Source organism: Vasconcelosia minhoensis LEGE 07310, from assembly GCF_015207255.1.
GTDB classification, from domain to species: Bacteria; Cyanobacteriota; Cyanobacteriia; order Phormidesmidales; family Phormidesmidaceae; genus Vasconcelosia; species Vasconcelosia minhoensis.
In genome coordinates, this window is the sequence record NZ_JADEXG010000009.1 from 40,248 (window position 1) to 62,667 (window position 22,420).

Here is a 22,420-nt window from a genome sequence, read left to right on the forward strand (position 1 = left end):
CCGCTACATCTAGTACTTCTGTGAAAATGTAGCGCTAACTGTAGAGTTTTTTGTAATGCGCCTGAAACCGGGCTAAAAATTCAGCTGGCGATTCAAATTCTGAGCGGTATCCTGGCCAACAGTGCAAATACTGACCAGCCAAGCTAGACTAAACCCATAAGTTTAGTTAACGACCGCCTGACGCAGTTTTCGTCCCTGTGTTGGTCCATCTTCCGTAGCCCAGGACGACCCGGTAGCGCTGATGACCTCTTCTGCAGACCCCCAGGGTACCGCCAATATTGCGCCCCATGAATCCAGCCTGGCCCTGCCGCCAGATGCGCCACCCCCCAACGCCTCAGAGCAACAAAACCCGCGTCGGAACTGGCTGATTTTAGCGGCGGCGCTGCTCGTCATCGCCGGTGGTGGATTTGCCCTCTGGCGACGCTTAGGAGGACGGGGGCAGCAGCAGATGATGCCGCAGGAGGTTCCCGTGCAGCTAGAGCGGCTGCAAACAGCGCAGCTGGAGGATAGTTCTGAGTATGTCGGCACCTTAGACGCCCAGGCCGGTGTTGTCCTCCAGCCCGAGGCGTCAGGGCGAATCACTCAGATTTTTGCTTCCTCGGGCGATCGCGTCGCGGCTGGCGATCCGATTATGCAGCTCAGTCCTGAGCGCTCCGAAGCCGAGCTGAGCGGCGCTCTGGCCAACGTCAGCGCGGCCCGCTCGGCGCGTGACAATGCTCGCGCCTTGCTACAGGCTGCAGAAGCTCGGCGAATTGAGCTGCAGGCCGATTTAGAACTCCAGCAGACTGAATACGAACGGACGGAGTCGCTGGTAGCCCAGGGGGCTCAGGCCCAGCAGGCGCTCGACCAGGTGAGCCGTGATCTCAGCGTTTCCCGGGCTAGCCTGGCCGCCGGCCAAGAAGAAATTGACGCCGCTCGAGCCAGCCTGAACCAGGCTGAGGCAGCCCTATCCCAAGCTCAGGCCAACGCCAGCGCGGTGCGCCAGGATCTGCAAGATAAAACGGTTACCGCTCCGATTGCCGGAATCATCGGCGACATCCCGGTGGATTTGGGGGACTATGTCAATGCCGGGGCCACCCTGACGACGATTACTCAAAATGAGAGTCTGGAGCTAGAGCTGGCGGTGCCCATCGAAGCAGCCGATCGGCTGCGGGTGGGTCTGCCGGTCGAGCTGATTCCCTTCGGAGCCGAGGAGGCGGTTTCCTCCGGCACGATTAGCTTCATATCACCGCAAACTACGGCTGGCACCCAGACCGTTTTAGCCAAGGCTCGCTTTTCTGCTCCCAATCGGCCCCTACAGGATGACCAGCGGCTAGAGGTCAGGGTGATCTGGGATCGGCGTCCCGGCGTGTTGGTGCCGGCAACGGCGATTAATCGCATTGGGGGGCAAGCCTTTGTCTATGTTGCCGCAGACGCACCGCCGCCCGAGGAAGGCGCAGGAGAGGCGGCGCCCGGCCCTGCCGCTGCCGGTGGGAATGGCGCTCCGTCGCTGTGGCGCAGATTTTTGGGTCAGGGTAATCCCCCCGAAGCGGCCGGGCCGCCGCCGCCTGAGCAGATCGCCAGCCAGCGACAGGTTGAGCTAGGGGCCATTCAGGGCAATCGCTACCAGGTTTTAGAAGGGCTCGAAGCGGGTGAAACGATCATTACCTCCGGCCTGCTCAATCTCAGAGACGGCGTGCCGATTGTGCCCCAAAGCGAAGCCGAAAGCGAAGGTTCTGCCCCGGCTCCACCCCAGTAGGCCCGTCCAGGAGTCAGGCCCAGGAATAATCCAGTTTAGACCAGCCGTTAGACCAGCCCCCTTTAGATTCAGGGTGAATCTATGTTTGTCAACTATTTCATCAAGCGGCCTGTTTTTGCCACGGTTTGTGCGCTGATTATGCTGCTGATTGGCGCGGTCAGCATTCCTACCCTGCCGATTGCCCAATATCCCGACATCAGCCCAATCCAGGTGACGGTCACGTCCAACTACATCGGCGCCGACGCGCTGACGGTTGAAAATGCCGTCACGACGGTGCTGGAGCGAGAGATCAACGGGGTCGAAGGGCTGCGCTACATCACCTCGAACAGCAGTAACACGGGGGTCAGCAACATCACCGCGACCTTTGAGCCCGGTCGGGACAAAGACATTGCCGCAGTAGACGTGCAGAATCGGGTTTCACTAGCGGAGCCGCAGCTGCCCGAAGTGGTGCGTCAGACCGGGGTCGTGGTCTCGAAGGAATCCAGCAGCATCCTGCTGGCCATGAGCCTGTTTAGCGAGAACGGCGAGTACGACGATATCTTTCTCAGCAACTACGCCGACCTCTATATGGTGGACGCGCTGCGGCGGGTTCAGGGCGTCGGCAATGTGCAGATTTTCGGCGAGCGTACCTACGCCATGCGGCTCTGGCTAGACCCCCGGCGGCTGGCCAGTCGCAATCTGACTTCGCAGGATGTAATCGATGCGCTGCAAGAGCAAAACATTCAGGTGGGAGCGGGCCAGATTGGACAGCCGCCCAGCCCCGACGATCAGTCCTACCAGATTGACCTGCGGGCTGAAAGTCGATTGGAAGATCCCACCGAGTTTGAAAATGTGGTGATCCAGTCGGGCGAAGACGGCCAGCTGGTGAAGGTGAGGGATGTGGGCCGAGCCGAGCTCGGGGCCGAGGGCTATGGCTCATTCCTGCGTTTTCGGGGTCAAGAGTCGATTGGTCTGGGGATTTTTCAGCTGCCGGGCAGCAACGCGCTGTCGGTAGCCCAGGGGGTCAAGGCCACGATGGAAGAGCTGGCGGCTGATTTTCCGCCAGGGCTACAGTACGGGATTGGCTTTGACACCACCGAATTTGTCGAAGAATCACTCTCGCGGGTGGTCTGGACGCTGGTGCAGGCCGTGGCTCTGGTGGTGCTGGTGATTTTTGTCTTCCTTCAGGACTGGCGGACGACGGTGATTCCGGCGATTACAATCCCGGTTTCGCTGATTGGCACCTTTGCCATTATCAAAATCTTTGGGTTTTCGATTAATAGCCTCACCCTGTTTGGTCTTACCTTGGCGACGGGGATGGTCGTCGATGACGCCATCGTGGTTGTCGAGGACATCAGCGACAAGATCCAAAACCAGCAGATGCCGCCACGTCAGGCCGCAATCCAGGCGATGCGAGAGCTGTCGGGGGCGGTGATTGCCACGTCGCTGGTGCTGATGGCGGTATTTATTCCGGTGGCGTTTTTCCCCGGTACAACGGGAGCGCTGTACCGGCAGTTCGCGCTGACGATCGCGTTTGCGATCGCGATTTCCACCTTCAACGCCCTCACCCTCACCCCCACCCTTTCGGGCCTGCTGCTGCGGCAAAGTCCCGAGCGCAGCGGCTGGCTGGGGCGCGGCTTCCGCACCTTCAATCGGGGACTGGACTGGGTGCGCGATCGCTACAGCGGCATTCTAGATTTTCTGGTCGGGGTGAAGCCGCTGGTGATTGGGGTCTTTGCACTGCTGCTGGTAGTTACCGGCTGGCTCTATACCAGCGTTCCATCAGCTTTTCTGCCGGACGAAGACCAGGGCTACTTCATCACCCTAGTCCAGGGGCCTGAGGGCGTCTCAATCAACTACACCAGCGACGTGATGGCCCAGATTGAGGAGGAGCTGCTCAAACAGCCCGAAGTCCGCGCCACCTTTGCCGTCGGCGGCTTCGGCTTTAGCGGTAATACGGCCAATAGCGGCGTTGTTTTTACGACGCTGATTCCCTGGGGCGAGCGAGACGCTTCAGTCTTTGACATCATTGGTCGGGTTCAGGGGCCGCTGATGGGCATTACCGAAGCTCGGGTGCTGCCCGTCAACCCCCCGTCCATCCAGGGTTTGAGCAGCTACGGCGGCTTTGAATTTCAGCTACAAGACCGCAGCGGTAACTTAGAGCTCGGTACCCTGGTGTCCTACATGGGCCAGATGCTTGGGGCTGCCAATCAAAACCCGCAGCTGCAATCTGTCTTTAGCACCTATGCGGCCAGCACGCCGCAGCTGACGGTGGAAGTGGATCGAGATCGCGCCAAAACCCTCCAGGTGGACATCGACGATGTGTTCAGCGCCCTGCAAACCAATCTGGGCTCTAGCTACGTCAACGACTTTAACCTCCAGGGTCGCACCTATCGGGTCTATGTCCAGGCCGACCAGGCCTATCGCTCTAAGCCAGAAGATATTCAAAAGCTCTACGTTCGCTCGGAGACGGGCGAAATGGTGCCGATGGGGAATCTGCTGTCGGTCAATCCAACCACGGGGGCCCAGACGATCAACCACTACAACCTCTTCCGCTCGATTTCGATTAGCGGCCAGGCCGCACCGGGGGTCAGTTCCGGCGCTGCGATCGACGCCATGGAGCAGGTCGCAGCCCAGGTGCTGCCCACCAGTCTGGGCTATGAATGGTCGGGGACGGCGCTGGAAGAAATTGAGTCGGGCAACCAGGCCCCGATTATTTTTGGCCTGGGAATTGTCTTCGTCTTTCTAGTGCTGGCTGCCCAGTACGAGAGCTACGTGGACCCAGTGATTATCCTCTTTGCCGTACCGCTGGCGATTTTAGGGGCGCTGCTGGCCCAGACCCTGCGCGGCCTGCCCAATGACATCTACTGTCAGATCGGCCTGGTGATGCTGATCGGCCTGGCCAGTAAAAACTCGATTCTGATTGTGGAGTTTGCCAACCAGCTGCGAGAGCAGGGCCGCACGATTGTTAAAGCGGCGCTAGAAGCGGCCCAGCAGCGGATGCGACCGATTTTGATGACGGCGATTTCCACCCTGAGCAGCATCTTTCCGCTGGTGATTGCCAGCGGGGCCGGGGCGGGCAGCCGTCAGTCCCTGGGAACGGCGGTCTTCGGCGGCATGTTTGTGGCGACCTTCCTCAGCCTGTTTGTGGTGCCGATTCTCTATATTGTGGTGAAGCAGCTGAGCGAAAAGTTCGTGCCGCCGAGCGATGGAGATAACGGCTCAGGTGATTACAATGGCGATGGCCACCGTGACGGGCAGGGCCGCTACGTTGAGCAGGCCTCTAACGTTGAATCGGCTTCTTAGAAGCCTTTAGAACCCTATGGAGACAACCGCACCCCAGCCCCATCATGACAATCTGGCCGACCGGGTCTTTATCTGGCTGTTTTCTCGTAAGATGGCCAAGGCATTGGGACGGGGAACGCCCAGCACTGGCTATGAGGGCTTTGTCGCTCTGTCGCGGCAGATTATGCGGGGCCGCAGCGCCCAGGCCCAGCAGGCGGTGGTGGCCCAGGTGCTGCGATCGCTGGTTCCCGCTCCGGTGCTCTGGGCGACTCGCACCTTCTTTTCGCCAACCCGACTGGTCTGCGAGCTCAACGCCTGGTTTGCAACGCGGCTATTTGAATGGCTGGTCGGCCCCTGTGAGGTAGTCGAGGCCGAAATTAAGCAACTCGATGGCGGACTCAAGCGGCAGCGCAGCGGCGTCCATATTGAAAAGTGCCGCTATCTCGACCACAGCGGCTGCGTGGGCATGTGCGTCAACATGTGCAAGCTGCCCACGCAGGACTTTTTCACCCAGAAGTTTGGCATTCCCCTGACCATGACGCCAAATTTTGAAGACCTGAGCTGCGAAATGGTCTTCGGCCAGCTGCCGCCGCCGCTGGAAACCGAAGATGCCTACCGGCAGCCCTGTTTGGACGATCGCTGCGAGATGGCTGAGCCGGGCGAGATCGCCTGCCCTAAGGTGCAGGAAAACTGACTTGGGGTTGAAGCTTTGTCGTTACATTTCTTAAAATAGAGGTATCCCCTGAGCGCTTGCCTCAGGCGGCGCTATTCACTTCTGCCAAACCATGACCCTTGCTGACACCCAAACCGAACCCTCTGCCGCTTCCACCCCGAGCTGGGACATCGAGCTGCTCTACGACGGCAACTGCCCGCTTTGTTTAAGAGAAGTCAACTTTCTACAAAAGAAAGACGCCGGACGCGGCATCGTCCACTTTGTCGATATCGCCGACCCCGACTACGACCCGGCCCAGCACGGCGACGTAGACTTTGAAACCGCTATGGGTCGCATTCACGCTGTGCTGCCCGACGGCAGCGTGGTGAAAAATGTCGAAGTCTTTCGCCGGGTCTACAGCGCTCTGGGCATGGGCTGGGTCTATGCCGCTACCCAATGGCCGATCGTTGGGCCGATCGTCGATAAGATCTACGACTTCTGGGCCGACCGACGGCTGGCGATGACCGGACGCCCCGACCTGGAAACTATTGTTGCCCAGCGGCAGAGCTGCGAGTCAGACCGCTGCCGCATAAGCGATAGCTCAGTGGAATGAACCGCAGACCGAATAACGGCGGCATAATGAGAGTCCACTAACTTTTTCAACCGCTTAATTCTTGCTGCCTCTTCGCTCAACCGCCTTTCGAGTCCGCAAAATTCTATCTCGGGCCGCTCGGCCTTTCACGACGCTGAGGGATTTGCCCCGGCTGCGGCGGCTGGTTTGGGCGGCGGCTCCCAGGCTGCTGCTGGTGAGCCTGCTGCTGACGCTGAGCAGTTCGCTGCTGCCGGTGGCGCAGCTCTACATTGGCAAGCTGATCGTGGACCAGGTGGTAGCGCTGGTGGCGGGGGGGACTGCGATCGCGGCCCTGATCCAGCAGCTCATTCCCCTGGTCAGCCTGGGGTTTGGCCTGATGGTGGGTCAGGCGATTTTGCAGCAGCTGGATAGCTATACGACTCAGATACTGGGCGATCGCTTTTTGCTCTATGCCAACACCCAGCTGCTAAACCAGGCCGTCCGGCTCGACCTGGCCCACTACGAATCGTCAGAATTTCACGATATCCTCAACCGGGCGCAGCAGAGCGGCAGCCAGTATCCGCTCAGGGTGCTGCGGACGTTGACCAGTCTGCTGGGGCAGACGGCTCGATTTGTCGGCCTGCTGGCCCTGCTGCTGCGCTTTAGCCCGCTGGTGATCCTGCTGCTGTTAATCAGCGCAATACCGACCTTTTGGGTCGGGGTAAGATTCTCCGACCGGCGATTCTGGATGACCCGCCGCCAGACGTCCTCGCGCCGCCTAGCCGACTATTTTGGTGAAGTGCTGACCGAGCCCCAATACGTTAAAGAGGTGCGGCTATTCAATCTGGGTGACCACCTGGCCAAGCAGTATCAGGACATTCGCGAAGCGTTCAATCAGGAGTCGCAGCTGCTGGCCCGGCGACAGGCGATCGCGCAGAGCAGCATTGAGCTGGTGGCAGCGGTTGGCTTTTATGGCGCCTATGCGCTGGTGCTGTGGCAGGTGATCCAGGGGGCGGTGACGATTGGCGACCTGACGCTCTACGTCGGCTCCTTTCAGCAAGCCCAGTCGGCGGGCGCGGCCATGCTGCTCAGCATTGCCAATATCTATGAGTTCAATCTCTACGTCTCGCAGTATTTTGAATTTCTCGACCTGACGCCTAAAGTAGTCAGCCCGCCTCGACCCAAGGCATTTCCCACGCCGCTGCGGGAGGGGCTGGTGATGGAAAACGTATACTTCACCTATCCCGGCGCTAAAGCCCCGACGCTCAAAAACATCAGCCTCACTGTCGGGCCGCGCGAATGTATTGCCCTGGTGGGCCTCAACGGCTCGGGCAAAACGACGCTGCTAAAGCTGCTCACCCGGCTTTACGACATCGATCGCGGTCGGATTGCCGTTGATGACATTTCCCTATCGGCCTTTCGGCTGAGCGACCTGCGGCGCAATATCGGCGTTCTGTTTCAGGACTTTGCCCGCTATGCGCTGAGCGTAGGAGACAATATCGGCTTTGGCAATTTGCCGATGCGCCAGCAGACTCCCCAGATTCAGCAGGCCGCCGTCGATGCGGGAGCCGACAGCGTGATTGAGGCGTTAGATCAAGGATATCAAACCATTCTGGGAAAAATGTTTTCTGGCGGGGTAGACCTCTCCGGCGGCCAGTGGCAGAAGGTCGGCCTGGCCCGGGCGTTTATGAGCCAGGCGCAGATTCTGATTCTGGATGAGCCCACGGCTGCGGTAGACGCGATCGCAGAGCACGACCTGTTCCAGCGCTTCCGCCAGCTCACCCAGGGAAAAATGACTTTCTTGGTCAGTCACCGCTTTTCCACCGTCCGCATGGCCGACCGGATTGTGGTTCTCGACCAGGGCCAAATTATTGAAATGGGTACCCACGAGCAGCTCATGGCCGAGTCAGGCCGCTATGCCGAAATGTTCCGCCTTCAGGCCGCGAGCTACACAACAGAATCAAAATCGGGCAAGGTCTAAACCCTGCCCGGAGGATTCGAGAACGCGATCTTTGCTGATCTACAGGACTGAGCTGCTGCCATTGACAAAGGAGTGGGTCGTCGAGCCTACTGCGGTGAGGTCCTCTAGCGTTTGACCTAAGCTATCAGTCGTAGCCATGCTGTTTGCTCCGGTTGACCTGGAACCCACTCGAACGAAATCGACGTAGTCGAACCGGGCAAACTCGCCAGCCTGCTGCTGCCCACTGATGGTAAATGCATCGCCTGACTGCAGCGCCAGCGTATCGATGGCTCGACTGACTTTGTTCTTTTCACTGACCCAGTTGCTTGGCAGCTTTTGGTCAAATGTCCAGCTTTGAGTCTTGCCACCGACCGAGAAGCTGGCCGCCGACTGACCATCGTTCTCATCGTAGTAGCCCACCCGGATTTCATAGAGCCCCTCAGGCCCGTTGAAGATGCCTTTAGCCGTTCCCTGCTTGGCTTTGCTGTTTTTGAGGGAAATAAACTGATTCCCAGAAGCCCGAGCCGCAGCCACAGACTTAATCTGATAGCCCTGCAGCTGGAGGCTTTCAGCTTCAACTCTTAAAGAATACGGAGATTCCTGCTCTCCTGCCATCGGCCCTGAACTGTTCCCCGATGGCGGATCAGATTCAGCCGCCCGATTGCTTTCGACTGGAATGAAGTCTACATAGTCAAACCGAGCATACTCTCTGTCCTGCCGCTGGCCGGACAGCATGAAGGCATCGCCCGACGTTAACGACAGCGTATCAATCACTTGGACCACTTTATTCTCGGCGCTAACCCAGTTGCTCGGCAGCTTTTGGTCAAATGTCCAGCGCTTAGTCTGACCCCCGATCGAAAAACTCGCAGCAGAGCGACCATCGTTCTCGTCGTAGTAGCCGACCTGAATCTGGTAGAGCCCAGCCGGGCCTTGGAAAACGCCCTCAGCTGTTCCCTGCTGGGTGCCGCTGGTCTTTAAGGAGATAAATTGATCGCCAGAAGCCTGAGCAGCGGCGGCAGTGTTGAGCTGATAGCCGTTTAGCTTCAGCTTTTCAGCTTCGATGCGGATGGGCGAACGAGGGGTAATGTCAGGTTGAGTCAGGGGTGGAGTAGGGGCCTCGGGCTGCGGTATGGGGGGTGTAGGCGCTGACGGCGAAGGCGTCCCCACAGGCACATCCTGACCGCCGAGAATAAGGAAATAGCCGTCTTTTCCGCCGCCCGCCTGGCCCTGAATCGGGTTGTCGGTAATCTGGCTGCCTTTGAAGTTGGTCGTAGTCGCGATCGCGGCTACGCCATCTCTCACGGCAATAACGGTGCCCTTCGCACTCGAAATTGGCGTCCAGGCATAGCGTGTTTTGAGATCGGGGCTGATAATCGCCAGAAAGCCGTCGTTGGCCACATAGCCGCTCACCTGCTGGCCTTCGATTTTCTGACTATCCCGGTCCTGGATGGAAGCCGACGCGCTACCGCTGAGATAGATATTACCGTCCTTGTCCGCCGTGATCGCATCGGGGGTGATGCTGTTGCCCTTACCGTCTGAACGGCGAGTGACCAGCCCTTGCCCCTTGACCAAACCGCCGGTCTTGAGGTCATACTCGCCGTACCAGGTCATCGCCACTTTGCTGGTATTGTAGGAATTCGTGTACTTGTCGGTGATCACCATCTGCTCAGTCACTTTTTGAGCCAGGTCAGACGGTTCACGGCTAAAGATGGAATAGCCGATGCCGCCATTCACCCAGTTAGCTGAGTAGAGCTTGCCGTCTTGACCAAAGGCGATTCGCTCGCCTCGGGTATCGGCCAGAAGATTGACCGCATCGACGGCCTGAGAGCTATAGTCATAGTTGCTCCAGCGAGCCTGACCGTCGTAGGTCCAAGCCTGGGTAAAGGCGACCTGCAGGTCAACCCGGGCCTGCTTGAAGCCGGTAATCACCACCGCACCGCCGTCCTGGTCGGAGATGGCGACATCCTGAAAATAGCGGCGACCGCTGTTGCTGCTCCAGTCCTGCAGGGCCGCGCCGCTGCTGCTGTAGAGGGTGACGCGATCGCTTTTCCCAATCGGGAAATCCTGGAGGACAGCGACTTTTCCCGAGCTAGAAACGGCAATCCGCTCGGCTCTGTCCATGGGCTTGCTCCAGATCACTGTGCTGGCGTCTGGGCTGAGCACGGCAATGCCGCTGCCGTAGGCCACTGCGATCTCTCCCGTATTTGGATTCACTTCCAGATCGCGCACCTGACCAGGCAGGCGAGTATTCGATAAAACTTGATTGGTCTGGCTGTCGTAGCGCATAACGATACCGTCACCGCCGCCGAGCAGGCTATACGGCTTGCCACCAGGGGAGTGATTGGGCGTTTGCCCGCCGATAATCACCGTTTGGCCATCCAGACTGATATCAACAGCTCTAGCCGAATCGTCTCCGCTGCCTCCTAGATAGCTGGCTGCGGACACGTCTAAGTTGTTGTCTTCAATACCGTTTAGGAAACTAGGTTTGGTTGAATTTGAAGAAGGATTCATAACCAGTCAGCCCTTCGTAAAGATTTAATGTTTTTGCCTTCAGCATGGTACCCAGCAAAATTTAACACCTAACTCTGGCTCAGTACAAAAGAGTCCAAGCAGGTTTATTTGCTCGTAACTCAGACTAGTCAGGAACGCGGATGTTCCCGGGGTCAGGCTTTTGGGCCAAGCGCCAACGGGACTAGCCCCCATACTCACAGAGTGGGGCAAACGAGTTGAGTAAAAACCTCTGAATTTTAATCGATTAATTGATACCGATCCCATGCAGAACTACTGACGTACTGAGACGCGGATCCGTAGATTTGCCGGTAAAAAAAAGGCAAATTTACAAGTCAAAAAAGTGAATGAAGGGCCGATTTAGTCTGAAATCAAATATAGGTAAGGACGATATTTTCTGACTGGCAAGCAAAAAAAAAGGCCAAATGGCTGTGACCCGTTTGACCCATTGACTCTAAATAAAGCAAAAAGCAGCAGTCTCGAGCGCGATCTCGCCCCTCAGCCGACGCTGACCAGCACGGTATTGCCTTCAACTTTGGCCTGATAGGACGGTAGCGGCTCACCTGCTGGCCCGTTGGCAACCGTACCATCCGGGTTGAACTGGGAGCCGTGGCAGGGACAGGCAAACACCTCACCTTCCCAGGCAACCGTGCAGCCCGCGTGGGTGCATTTGGAGCTGAGCGCGATAACCGCGTCGGGGTTAGCTGGGTCTCTGACGGCAATCACCTGCTCGCCCTGGAGTGATTCATTCGCCAGGTAGCCCTGCTGGTCGAGCTCCGCGACGGGGCCAAGTTCTACAAACTCAGCTTCTCCCGGCGCGGCCTGGGCCGTAGTGTCTCCATCTGCGACGGCAGAGGGCTCGATTGGCTCCGAAGGATCTTCTGGCGCAGCCGGTTCGGGGGTGCAGGCCGCTAGGGCAATGGGCAGAGAGGTCGCGATCGCGCCTAACCCTACCCAGGTCATAAATTCACGGCGTTTCATTGATGTTCTCCTCTGTGTATGCCCAGCGAGTTCTCAGGATGCGGGCTTGTCAAAAGCATAGCAATGGAATCATACCAGCGAAATTATTTCAGCTTCTGGCATCGCGTCAGCCTAGCCCGCTACACTGCCTGTATTAATCCAACACTGGCCAATGTATAGAGGTGAGCGATTGAAATTTTTGCCGATGCTGTGGCACAGCGGTTTGGTCAGCGCGCTGCTTTTGCTGCCGCTTGCGGCCTGTAGCTACGACCCACCAACCCTAGCTGAGGTTTCGGCCCAGTCGTCGGCCCAGTCGCAGGCCCAGTCGCAGGCCCAGCTGCAGGCCGAAATCCTGACCCGCTTAGAAACCGCCGATGTGGTCTACCTGGCTGAAACCCACGACGACCCGGCGGACCATCAGGCCCAGCTGGAGATCATTCAGTCGCTGGACCAGGCAAGGGAAATCGCGATCGCCCTCGAAATGTTCCAGCGCCCCTTTCAGCCGACCCTCGATCGCTATCTGGCAGGCGAGCTGACCGAAGCCGAGCTGATTGCTCAAAGCGAATATGAAACCCGCTGGGGCTTTCCCTGGGAGCTCTACGCGCCGATCATGCGCTATGCCAAAGCGAATCAAATTCCGCTCATTGCCCTGAATACACCTGCCGAAGTCACCCGCAAGGTGGCCCAAACCGGGCTCGATAGCTTAGCTGAAGCCGATCTGCGATATATTCCGCCGTTAGCCGAAATCGATACCAGCGATACCGACTATCAGGACTGGCTGCGACAGTTCTTGGAAGGTCACGGCGGCCCCCACGGCGGCCTCAGCTTTGAGAATTTCTTTGCCGCCCAGGTGCTCTGGGATGAAACCATGGCCGAGGGCGTGGCAGACTACGCGGCAGCTCATCCCGACCAGCAGGTGATCGTCTTAGCCGGAGAAGGTCACATTATTTTTGACTACGGTATTCCCAGCCGGGTCGCCCGACGCTTGGGAGCAGACCTAACCCAGTACAGCGTGCTGCTCCACCCGCCCGACGCCACCCTAACCGAAACCGATGACCACATCGCCGACTTCTTCTGGACCAGCGCCCCCCCAGCCAAACCCGAATGAATCTATTCTTTAACTCACTACCCTATTCCAATGGCCTCGCTGCGCGGGTAGGGAAACCCTGCCCCTACTGCCTCAACCACTGCGGCTGCAAATGCACCGGATACGCCTTCACCGTCTTCAGCTCCGGTAGCCGATAGGTCATCTGCTTACTGGTCAATTTCTGTAGGCCAATCAAAGACTCTGCCAGCTTTACCGCCGCTGCGACCGAGTCGATCACGGGCACACCTAAACGCTTCTCTAGCTGAGAATCCAGCCCGCTCATGCCAGCGCAGCCCAGGCAAATCGCCTCTGCCCCATCTTCTGCGATCGCGATCTGACTGACGATAGTTAAGGCTTCCAAGGTGGCATCGCGGTGATTCGTGTCGAGTACGGCCAAATCCGTTGTGCGTACCGAGGCGCAGCGATCGCGAATGCCCGTCTTCTGCACTGTCTTTTCCACCATGTCGCGGACTCGATGGGTAGTGGTGACGACGCTCCATTTCGCCGCCAGCATATTGGCAATATACAGACTTGCTTCGGCAATGCCGACGACCGGTCTGGTCGTCATTTCCCGGGCGGCCTCAATTCCCGGATCGCCCCAGCAGGCCAGGATAAAGGCATCTGCGTCCTTGTCTAAGGCAATCTGCTCCAGAATGCCAGGAATTGCCAGATACTCGTCATAAAAGCACTCAATCGACTCGGGGCCGCTCTCGGGCTGGACCGTGACTACTTTGGTCTGCGGCAGCCGCACCGCCTGGGCCGCGGCGTCGATGCCTGCGGTCATCGTTTCATTGGTATTGCCGTTGATAATCTTGATTCGAAAGCCGCGATCGCACACCATTTCACTCTCTCCACTGCTATTGATTCCGTTTTTCTAGTAAACTGGGGTATACTCTCCGGCGAACTGGAGGGTTGAACTCTCAGCCCGAGTTTATCGATATCAATCGAATTATGTCTGTTTCTACCCAAACCCTACTTCAGATCGGCGAGGTCAAAGCCCAGAGCGGCGTGCCGGTCAAAACCATTCGCTACTACGAAGCGCTGGGCCTGATCCAATCTAAAAAACGAACCAGCGGTGGGTTTCGGCTATTTGCGCCCGATACGCTGATCCGGCTGGCGTTTATTAAGCGATCGCAAACCCTCGGCCTTACGCTTCAGGAAATCAGCGAGATCCTAGCCATTCATGACCAGGGCGAGCTGCCCTGCCCGGAAGTCCGCCAAACCTTTCAGACTAAAATTGCTCAGATTGACCGCCAAATTGAGCAGCTCACCGGGCTCAAAACCCAGCTCCAGTCATTGATTACCGCCGAGCCCTCCGCTAATGCCCCGATCTGTCCCATCATCGAATAGCCGTTCACCTATGCATTGCCAACGTTTCTCTCGATAGATGTGAGCCAATCGGTAAATAGGCTATATCAGATTAGCCTGACCCATTCTAGAACCTCGTCAATGCCTGATGAATCTCCCAAAATTCTGATTATCGATGGCTCTCAGCCAGACCGGGCGATGCTGAGCGACTACCTCAGACAGGACCGGCGCAGCCAATATACTGTCTTGGAAGCAGACTCTGGCGAGCAGGCCCTGACCCTGTGCCAGACAGAGCAGCCAGACGTGTTACTGCTCAGCTCGCTGCTGCCCGACATGGCCGGGCTTGACCTTTTGTCTAGCCTGAGACAGCAGCTGTCTCGCCCAGTACCGGTCATTCTGCTGACTGAGAAAAGCGACCAGACCATTGCGAGGCAGGCCGTCAGGCAGGGGGTCAAGGACTATGTTGCGAAGGACGGACTCTCGGCCCAAGACGTCTGGCAGGTCATTGACTCAGCCCTGACCCAAACCCATTTGCAGCGACTACTTAATAAAAACCGGCAGCAGCAGACCCTGATCGCCGAGGTCGCCCTGCGGATTCGGGAAGCGAGCGGTACCCAGCAGGTGTTGGACACGGCAGTTGAGGAAGTCAGGCAGTTTTTGCACTGCGATCGCGCCGTTATCTATCAGATTATACCAGACCAACCAGACATTATCGTCGCCGAATCGGTTGGGGCTGGCTGGCGACAGTCCCTGGGCTGTCTGATTCAGGATACCTGCTTTCAAGCTCAGGAGACCCGGCATTATCAGCAGGGGCAGGCGACCGTCATTGACGACGTTTATAGCGCCGAACTCTCGCCCTGCCATTTAGAGCTGCTGGAGTCGTTTCAGGTTCGGGCCAATCTGGTCGTGCCGGTGATGCTGCACCCGACTCAGCAAAATGGCTTCTCGGCACACCTGTGGGGGCTGCTGATTGCCCACCAGTGCAGCAGCCCGCGACATTGGGAAAGCGATGAGCTAGGAATGTTCGAGAAGCTGGCCGTACAGATCGCGATTTCGCTCCAGCAGGCCAGGCTGGTTGACGATTTGACGGCTGAACTCAGCCGTCGGCAGCAGGCTGAGGCCGACTTACAGCAGCGAGCCGATGAGCTAGAGCGGGTGAATACTGTCCTGTTTGAAGCGACAGAGTCGGTCAGACAGCGCAATCGAGAGCTTGACGAGTTCACCTATATTGTTTCCCATGACCTGAAAGCACCGCTGCGGGCGATCTCCAATCTGTCTGACTGGCTGATGGAGGATCTCGGCGGTCAGCTCCCTGAAGAAAATCAGCGGCAGCTCTCGCTACTCCAGTCTCGCGTTTTGCGAATGGACGGCCTGATCGATGCCTTGCTCAAGTATTCGCGACTAGGACGGCTATCGATCGAGAAGACAGACGTTGATGTAGCTAGGCTGCTAGCGGAGATTCAGGCAGGCTTATCGCGGCCACCGGAGTTTGACATCCAGATACAGGGTGAAATGCCGACGTTGCACACCGAGCAGGTTGCCCTGGAGCAGGTACTCACTAATCTAATGAGCAACGCGATTAAGCACCATCACCGCTCTGATGGCACAGTGCAGATTTCCTGGCAGAAACAGGAGCGGTTTTATGAATTTACGATCGCCGACGATGGCCCCGGTATCGCGCCTGAAAACCAAGAGAAGATTTTCAGCATTTTTCAGCGCCTCAATTACTCTAATGCAGATAGTACCCGGTCATCTGAGAGCACGGGTATCGGTCTCACTATTGTGAAAAAGCTAGTTGAGGATCGCGGTGGTCGGGTGACTCTGAAGTCGGCGCTTGGGCAGGGCAGTGTTTTCCGCTTTACCTGGCCGGGGTGAGGGTAGGGTGATGGAGTAGGGGAGTAATGGGGTGGATGGGTAGGCGTTGGGAGTGATGATTTGGGTATCGTTCTGTTGCAAACTCAGCTTGCTCTCATGATAATCTCATCGGCGTTATCTAAGGTAGATGCGATCGCATTAATACCTTGGAGGAGCTTGCTATGAATGCCAATGCTCGGATTGCGCTTTCTTTACTGCTGATGCGGCTCAGCGTCGCCCTGGTGCTGCTGATGTGGATACTTGATAAATTCGTTCGGCCGGATCACGCTGTTGCTATCTTTGCCGCCTTTTATTCGATTCAAGGCGTTGGCACCGCGGTTGTCTATGTTCTGGCCATGCTCCAGCTGCTGGTGGTGATTGCTTTTGTCATTGGCTTTCGCAAAGGCATTACCTACCTAATTGTGCTGTTTATGCACGCCCTTTCAACGGTGATTGCTTTGCCCAAATATTTCGCGCCTTTTACCGACCCTAACCTGCTCTTTTTCGCCGCTTGGCCGATGCTGGCCGCTTGCTTTGCGCTGTACATGCTCAGGGATATGGATACCCTCTGGACGGTTGAGAGCCAGTCAAACCGCTCTTTAACCCAGCAGCCTAATCGAGCTGAGTAAGGATCGACTCAATGCCGCTGTAGGCTGCCGTGAGTTCTTCTGCGGTAATGCAGTAGGGCGGCATCAGATAGAGCACGTTCCCCAAGGGGCGCAGGAGTAACCCGCGCTCCAGGGCCGCCTGGCGAATCTGCATGCCTACCGGGTTGAGATAGTCGGTTTGCTCTGGCGTGACGATATCCATGGCGGCGATGGTGCCGGTGACGCGCAGCTTCTCTAGGCGGGGGTGCGATCGCAGCTTTTGCAGCTCTCGCGTATGCTGTGCCTCCATTGATTGAAAGGTAGGCTCATTCACTGCCATTAGATCCAGCGAGGCTAGGGCGGCGGCACAGCCCAGCGGATTGGCCGTATAGCTATGACCGTGGTAGAGCGTCTTAATCGGAGCGTCGCTGTAGAACGCCTGGTAAATTTGCTCTGAGCAAACCGTCACCGCCAGTGGCAGAAAGCCGCCGGTGATGCCCTTAGACAGGCAGATAAGGTCGGGGGTGGATTGGGCTCTCTGGCAGGCAAACCAATCGCCAGTTCGGCCAAATCCGGTCATCACTTCATCAAAAATCAGCAGCGTATTATGCTGCTGAGCCAGCTGCCGCAGCTGCTGTAAAAATTCAGGGCGGCACATCTGCATTCCCCCCGCTCCCTGCACCAGCGGCTCGATCAGAATCCCGGCGTAGCGCTGGGGCTGTTCGGCCAGAGCCGCCTCAATTTTTTGGATTGCCGTCTGTTCTTTTAATTCAGCCTGAGGATCATCCCAGTAGGTGGCCGGAAAAGGAACAAAGTCAACCTCAAACAATAAATCGCTGAAGACTTCCGAGAAGATTGAGCGCCCGCCCACTGCCATGGTGCCAAAAGTATCGCCGTGATAGCCGCCTTGAAACGCCAGAAAAGCCTGACGCGGCTTTCCCTGGTTTACCCAATACTGATAGGCCATTTTCAGCGCCACTTCTACCGCCGTCGAGCCGTTGTCGGAGAAGAAAACGCGTTCCAGGCCATCGGGTAGCTTGGCCACCAATCGCTCCGCTAGCTGCTCTGCCGGGTCGTGGGTAAACCCCGAGAAGATCACCTGCTCTAGCTGCTGGGCCTGCTGATAAATCGCTGCGGCAATCTGTGGATGGGCATGCCCGTGGGTGTTGACCCACCAGCTCGAAATACAGTCTAAAATCTGCCGACCGTTTTCCAACTCCAGCCAAGCGCCTTTACCTGACTTAACTTTAATAGCAGAGGGGGCGGTCTTAGCCTGAGTATAGGGGTACCAGATATTAGGATGCATACTGAAAAGTTGGAGCTAACAACTCCTCAGCATAGCTGACCTGTGATAACGATTACCGGCCTATGTCTGATCTGGATTAACGCCTAATTCACGTAGCTTGGCAGCTAGCCTTTCACTGCGCTGCCGTTCAGCTTCAGCGGCGGTTTGAGCAAGTTCTGCCGATTCCTCAGGGGTCGGAATTAGCTCCCCTTCAGCGGTAAAGTAACGCAAGGCTTGCTCGTAGACCCCCAGGTACAGGCCCAGCTGCTGACTCCACAGATGTCCCTGCTGATTCGGCTGAAGCTCATGATAGGTACCATCGAGCAGATGGAAGCCTTTGAATTCTAAGCTGTCAGGATCGAACCAGAAGTAGTCAGGCGTGCGGAAGATGTCCTGATAAATCTGCTTCTTCAGGCCCCGGTCGGTCTTAGCAGTCGAGTCTGACAGCAGCTCAATGATGATATTGGGATACTTGCCGCCTTCTTCCCAAACGACCCAACTTTTACGGGGCCGCTTCTCAGCATCGAGTACACAAAAGAAGTCAGGTCCTCTAAAGTCCTCAGATTTACGCTGGTGGGGACTGTAGTAAATCGTCAGGTTACCGGCTGAGAAGTAGTCAGTGCGGTCTTTCCAAAGCCAGTCGAGACAGGTCAGCAGCAGCATAATCTGCCGCAGGTGCAGAGAGCTTTCCAAGGGCGGTTCATCGCTATAGAGGTCGCCAAGCGGAAAGACGATGCCGTCTAGCTGAGCCGGGTCTGATTGGGCTGGCAGGGATTCGGTGGCTGGGGTGGACATTGACGGAATCCTAAGGGCGTCAGTTCATTCAGTATAGTTTCGTTTTATGCCCCTAGGATCGAGAATTAAATAACTTGACCATTTGTGCATGTCTCGCGGCCCTCACCCCGGCCCTCTCCCCGGGGGAGAGGGAGCTAGATCCGGCCCCCTTCTCCCCCGGGAGAAGGGTTGGGGATGAGGGCTCGGGAGTTGTGCATCTTATTAAATCCTTGATCCTATATGTTGGGAGACTTTAAGCGCTGAATCTTCCGGAATCGGGATGGGAATCCGTGAGAGAGGGCTCGATTCTTCGGTTGCACCTAACGCTTTTAGGGTTGCTTTTTGAGCATCGGCCAGCCCGCTGACGCCGGTGATCTTCAGGCCGTCGTAGGGTCGGGGCGTGCGGCATGTGTTCAAGCAGGTCTGTGTTTCTAAGCTCCACTGATTAAGGGTTTCATCGAAGCTGCCGCTCCAGAAGACGGGCTGAGGGGCTGAGGAGTTTGCTGACGGTTCGGCGGGGGGAAACGCGATCGCAGAAACCAGTTCGGTATGCCCCTGAAACGTGTGAGCAGATTGCCCCGTTTCAAGATCCCAAACGCTGATCGCCCGGTCGAAGCCGCCGCTCAGTAAGGTGCGCCCGTCTGGCCTAAAGGCGAGGGCCACCACCGGCCCGGTGTGCCCGGCAAACGTATGACAGCAGGTTCCCGTTGACAGATCCCATAGCTTAACGGTTTGGTCGTAGCTGCCGCTGGCCAGCCACCGCCCATCGGGGCTAAATCGAATCGTCCAGACCGTGTCTTGATGGCCTTCTAGAATTTGAATGCACTGCTCTGACTGAGCGGCATAAAGCCTGATCGTTCGATCCAGGCTACAGCTGGCCAGCCAGGGCTGGTAGGGATGAAAGGCCACCGACCAGACCCAGGCGGTATGGCCCTGCAAAGTCGATAGGCACTGCCCGGTTTCGGCATTCCACAGCTTGACGGTGCGATCGCCACTGCCGCTCGCCAGCAGCGTATCGGTTTCATAGGCGGCGGTGGGCGGTGCAAAGGCGACTGACCAGGCTCGGTTGGCATGGCCTCGCAGGGTTCGCACGACTTCTCCTGACTGGGGATTCCACAGCTTAATCGTTTGGTCTTCGTGCCCGGTCGCGAGCCACTGCCCGTCCGCTTTGAACGACAGAGATAAAATACCGTTGGTATGGCCTTTCCAGGTTTTAGCACAGTGGCCTGTTTTGAGATCCCACAGCCGGGTCGCGTGATCATCGCTGCCGCTGGCTAGCTGCTGACCATCGGGGCTAAAGGCCACCGACCAGACCCGGTTGCCGTGTTCTCTCAGAGTTCTGACGCACTGTTGGGTGCTGACCTGCCAGACCTTTACGGTTTGGTCATAGCTGGAGCTGGCCAGCAGCTGACCATTGGGGCTGAAGGCCAGCATGGTGACGGTCGCGGGATGTCCCGGCCAGCTGTGCAGGCACTCGCCGGTGGACAGATCCCAGAGCTTAAGGGTGCCGTTGAAGCTGCCGCTGGCAACAGATTGCCCATCGGGGCTAATCGCCACCGTTTTCACCCAGGACTGATGGCCGACGAAGGTGCGATCGCATTCCATACTCTCCAGATTCCACCGTTTCAACGTGCAGTCCTCACTTCCGCTGACCAGCAGCTTCCCATCCGGGCTGAAGGCCGCCGACCAGACCCGGCCCTGATGGCCTTCTAGAACCTGACAGGGGACTGTTTCGACATGGGGATCGTCCAGCTGCCAGAGACGAATGGTGGCGTCTTGACTACAGCTGGCCAGGAGTTTTCCCTGGGGGTGAAATGCGATCGCGTTGATCGTATTGGTATGGCCGGGTAGCGATCGCAGGCATCGTCCGGTGCTGGCATCCCAGAGCTTGACCAGCCGGTCGTCGCCGCCGGTAGCCAGAATGGCGGCGTCAGCATCTGCAAGGGGAGACTGGGGGGCAAAGGCCGCCGCCCAGGTCCAGATGGCATCAACTCTGAAAGCGGTAATTTGCTGATAGCTGGACACATCCCAAATCTGCACTTCGCCGCTGGTGTCGCTGGTGGCGAGCCACTGACCATCTGAGCGATAGGCGGTGCAGGAAACGCCGCCAAAGGTTTCGGCAAAGACCGACCGCCTGACCTGGGCGCAGGTCAGGTCGGTGTTGAGCAGGTTGGCTTTGACAAAGTCAGCCTGCCAGATCTGACAGTAGGAAAAGTCAAAATCGGATAGATCGACCTGTAAATAGGTCAACAGATTAATCAGGTTACCCACGGCATAGCCCGCCGGGCCTGCTTGCTGGAGGTACTGGATTCGCTGAATAATCAGGTCAATCAGCTTGCCTTCACTCCCCGCCTGAGCCTCTGCCTGGGTGACCAGCGGCGCGACGATAATGTGAATCTGATTTTTGCGGATGTAGTCTTTAGCGGTTGCCTTTAGCAGGGCAAAACGCTTGAGAAAAGGGGTCGGGCCATTGGGGAGTGAGTGGGTCAGTTCAGCGCAAAAGCGCTCAATCAGCTGGCCCGTGACGTACTCCATCATCACGGGCTGCTGGGTAAAGCCCTGGGACGTTTGCTCAATCAGCGATCGCCCCCGCAGGGACTCCAGCGCTTCTAGCAGAACTGGAGCTGAAACCGAGGGTGCCATATCTGCGAGCAGTTCGGCGATGGAGACGGGCGCACGGTTGATGGCGAGCCAGTACATGACGGTTTCTTCGAGAGTCGAAATCCGCTCGATCTGGCGCTTCAGCAGCTGGCAAATGCCGTTGAAAACGGCGATGTCCTGCTCTAAAAAGCTCGTGATGTTTCCGCCAAAGAGGTCGCAGATTGAGGTCGCCGTGATCTTGAGGGCCAGCGGATTGCCCTGGTAGCGTTCGATCAGCTGATGCATCGCGCCGTCCGCTCCCCTGATCCCTTTGGCCTGGAGCAGCGGCTCGGCATCTGCTGGCGGCAGTCCTCGCAGCTGGAGGGCACGAACCCGGGTTTCTTCTCCCTGGAGGATGCTGACTTCCAGGGGCTTCTCCCGGCTGGTAATGAGCAGACTGCTCTGATGACGAGACTCGCCGACGCGCTGTAGAAGTTCGCCATAGTCGGCGTAGCCGGCTCGATAGGTGCCTAGAGGCTGGCCTGCCTCAAACAGGGCGTCAAAGTTATCGAGCACGAGCAGACACCGAACGGTTCGCAGGCTTTCGATCAGCAAGGTCAGCCGGGCGCTTCTGGATTCGGGCAGTGCGCCGTTCTGTCCCTGGGCTAAAAATTGCAACAGGGCCGCGAGGAAGCAGTCGAAGGGCGGGGTATCCCGGAGCGATCGCCAGTACAACAGCTGAAACTCCGGTTGGACCTGCTCGGCTAGCCTGACCGACAGTGAGGTCTTACCGACGCCGCCCATGCCTAAAATTGCGACCAGGCGACATTGCTCCTGGGTTATCCACTGGCTGAGGCGCTCCAGTTCTGAGGCGCGACCATAAAAGTGGGAGGCGTCAACCGCTTCTCCCCAGTCCTGACCGGGAGATAGCGCTGTGGAATCAGGCGAGGAGGGAGCTGTACTTTCCGCTGCCTTCTGCTGGTGGTGGCGCTTCAGGACGGCCTGAAAGTTAAATTTGGTGACCGACTCCCCCAGCCCTGATGAAAGACACCGCCACAGCTTTGATCCCACGTCTTTGATATAGCCGGTGTCGTAGCCGGTAGCGCGGGCGATGGCTTCATAGGATAGCCCCTCCCACGCATGGCGAAACACCAGTTTCTGAACCTGAGTTAATCGTCCTCGTTCTATAGCCCCTTCAACCAGGGCAAGTGCCTCTTCAATGTCCATTTTTCAATGCTTAAATTTTTGTTTAGAAAGTTAGTATTTTCATTAAAACGTGCATGATTTCGGTT

At 57.4% G+C, this 22,420-nt stretch carries 15 protein-coding genes; 9 read left to right on the top strand and 6 right to left on the bottom strand.

All coding sequences use genetic code 11. The features are described 5' to 3' along the window. The first annotated feature begins 241 nt into the window (after positions 1–241). From IQ241_RS05675 to IQ241_RS05695, 5 genes are all read left to right on the top strand, one after another. Positions 242–1,738: an efflux RND transporter periplasmic adaptor subunit gene (locus IQ241_RS05675; protein WP_193905450.1), complete on the top strand. Its 1,497-nt coding sequence runs from the start codon at positions 242–244 to the stop codon at positions 1,736–1,738. A gap of 81 nt (positions 1,739–1,819) precedes the next feature. Beyond that, entirely contained in the window at positions 1,820–5,023 is a 3,204-nt protein-coding gene (locus IQ241_RS05680; protein ID WP_193905451.1) for an efflux RND transporter permease subunit, read from the top strand. Positions 5,024–5,039: 16 nt separating this feature from the next. Continuing rightward, positions 5,040–5,696: a DUF4033 domain-containing protein gene (locus IQ241_RS05685; RefSeq protein WP_193905452.1), complete on the top strand. Its 657-nt coding sequence runs from the start codon at positions 5,040–5,042 to the stop codon at positions 5,694–5,696. Between the two features lie 91 nt (positions 5,697–5,787). Next, positions 5,788–6,267, top strand: a complete 480-nt coding sequence (locus IQ241_RS05690) for a thiol-disulfide oxidoreductase DCC family protein (protein ID WP_193905453.1) — start codon at positions 5,788–5,790, stop codon at positions 6,265–6,267. A 61-nt stretch (positions 6,268–6,328) separates the two neighbouring features. Next, on the top strand, positions 6,329–8,206 hold the full coding sequence (locus IQ241_RS05695) for an ABC transporter ATP-binding protein (protein WP_228021416.1): 1,878 nt from the start codon (positions 6,329–6,331) through the stop codon (positions 8,204–8,206). Between the two features lie 39 nt (positions 8,207–8,245). Here the strand turns inward: IQ241_RS05695 and IQ241_RS05700 are convergent, their stop codons facing one another. Both IQ241_RS05700 and IQ241_RS05705 read right to left on the bottom strand, forming a co-directional pair. Next, positions 8,246–10,696, bottom strand: a complete 2,451-nt coding sequence (locus IQ241_RS05700) for a hypothetical protein (RefSeq protein WP_193905454.1) — start codon at positions 10,694–10,696, stop codon at positions 8,246–8,248. A gap of 495 nt (positions 10,697–11,191) precedes the next feature. Further along, positions 11,192–11,674 (bottom strand): QcrA and Rieske domain-containing protein, encoded by a 483-nt coding sequence (locus tag IQ241_RS05705; protein WP_193905455.1) that lies wholly within the window; start codon positions 11,672–11,674, stop codon positions 11,192–11,194. 169 nt (positions 11,675–11,843) lie between these two features. On the opposite strand from IQ241_RS05705, the gene IQ241_RS05710 reads away from it, so the two are divergent. Beyond that, positions 11,844–12,761, top strand: coding sequence for a ChaN family lipoprotein (locus IQ241_RS05710; RefSeq protein ID WP_228021417.1), 918 nt, complete (start codon positions 11,844–11,846; stop codon positions 12,759–12,761). A gap of 64 nt (positions 12,762–12,825) precedes the next feature. Here IQ241_RS05710 and IQ241_RS05715 read toward each other — a convergent pair whose 3' ends face one another. Beyond that, a complete protein-coding gene (locus tag IQ241_RS05715) occupies positions 12,826–13,581 on the bottom strand; it encodes an aspartate/glutamate racemase family protein (protein WP_193905456.1) in 756 nt (251 codons plus the stop codon). 110 nt (positions 13,582–13,691) lie between these two features. On the opposite strand from IQ241_RS05715, the gene IQ241_RS05720 reads away from it, so the two are divergent. From IQ241_RS05720 to IQ241_RS05730, 3 genes are all read left to right on the top strand, one after another. Continuing rightward, on the top strand, positions 13,692–14,090 hold the full coding sequence (locus IQ241_RS05720) for a heavy metal-responsive transcriptional regulator (protein WP_193905457.1): 399 nt from the start codon (positions 13,692–13,694) through the stop codon (positions 14,088–14,090). Positions 14,091–14,189: 99 nt separating this feature from the next. Continuing rightward, complete coding sequence (locus tag IQ241_RS05725; protein WP_193905458.1) at positions 14,190–15,923, top strand: ATP-binding protein; 1,734 nt, start codon at positions 14,190–14,192, stop codon at positions 15,921–15,923. A 161-nt stretch (positions 15,924–16,084) separates the two neighbouring features. Continuing rightward, positions 16,085–16,531 (top strand): hypothetical protein, encoded by a 447-nt coding sequence (locus tag IQ241_RS05730; protein WP_193905459.1) that lies wholly within the window; start codon positions 16,085–16,087, stop codon positions 16,529–16,531. On the opposite strand, the gene bioA is transcribed toward IQ241_RS05730, so the two are convergent. The 3 genes from bioA to IQ241_RS05745 all read right to left on the bottom strand — a co-directional run bounded on the left by bioA (position 16,515) and on the right by IQ241_RS05745 (position 22,355). After that, on the bottom strand, positions 16,515–17,795 hold the full coding sequence (bioA, locus tag IQ241_RS05735; RefSeq protein WP_193905460.1) for an adenosylmethionine--8-amino-7-oxononanoate transaminase: 1,281 nt from the start codon (positions 17,793–17,795) through the stop codon (positions 16,515–16,517). The genes IQ241_RS05730 and bioA overlap by 17 nt on opposite strands. 60 nt (positions 17,796–17,855) lie before the next feature. Continuing rightward, a complete protein-coding gene (locus IQ241_RS05740) occupies positions 17,856–18,569 on the bottom strand; it encodes a Uma2 family endonuclease (RefSeq protein WP_193905461.1) in 714 nt (237 codons plus the stop codon). 201 nt (positions 18,570–18,770) lie between these two features. Further along, positions 18,771–22,355: a WD40 domain-containing protein gene (locus tag IQ241_RS05745; protein WP_193905462.1), complete on the bottom strand. Its 3,585-nt coding sequence runs from the start codon at positions 22,353–22,355 to the stop codon at positions 18,771–18,773. Between the last annotated feature and the right edge of the window lie 65 nt (positions 22,356–22,420).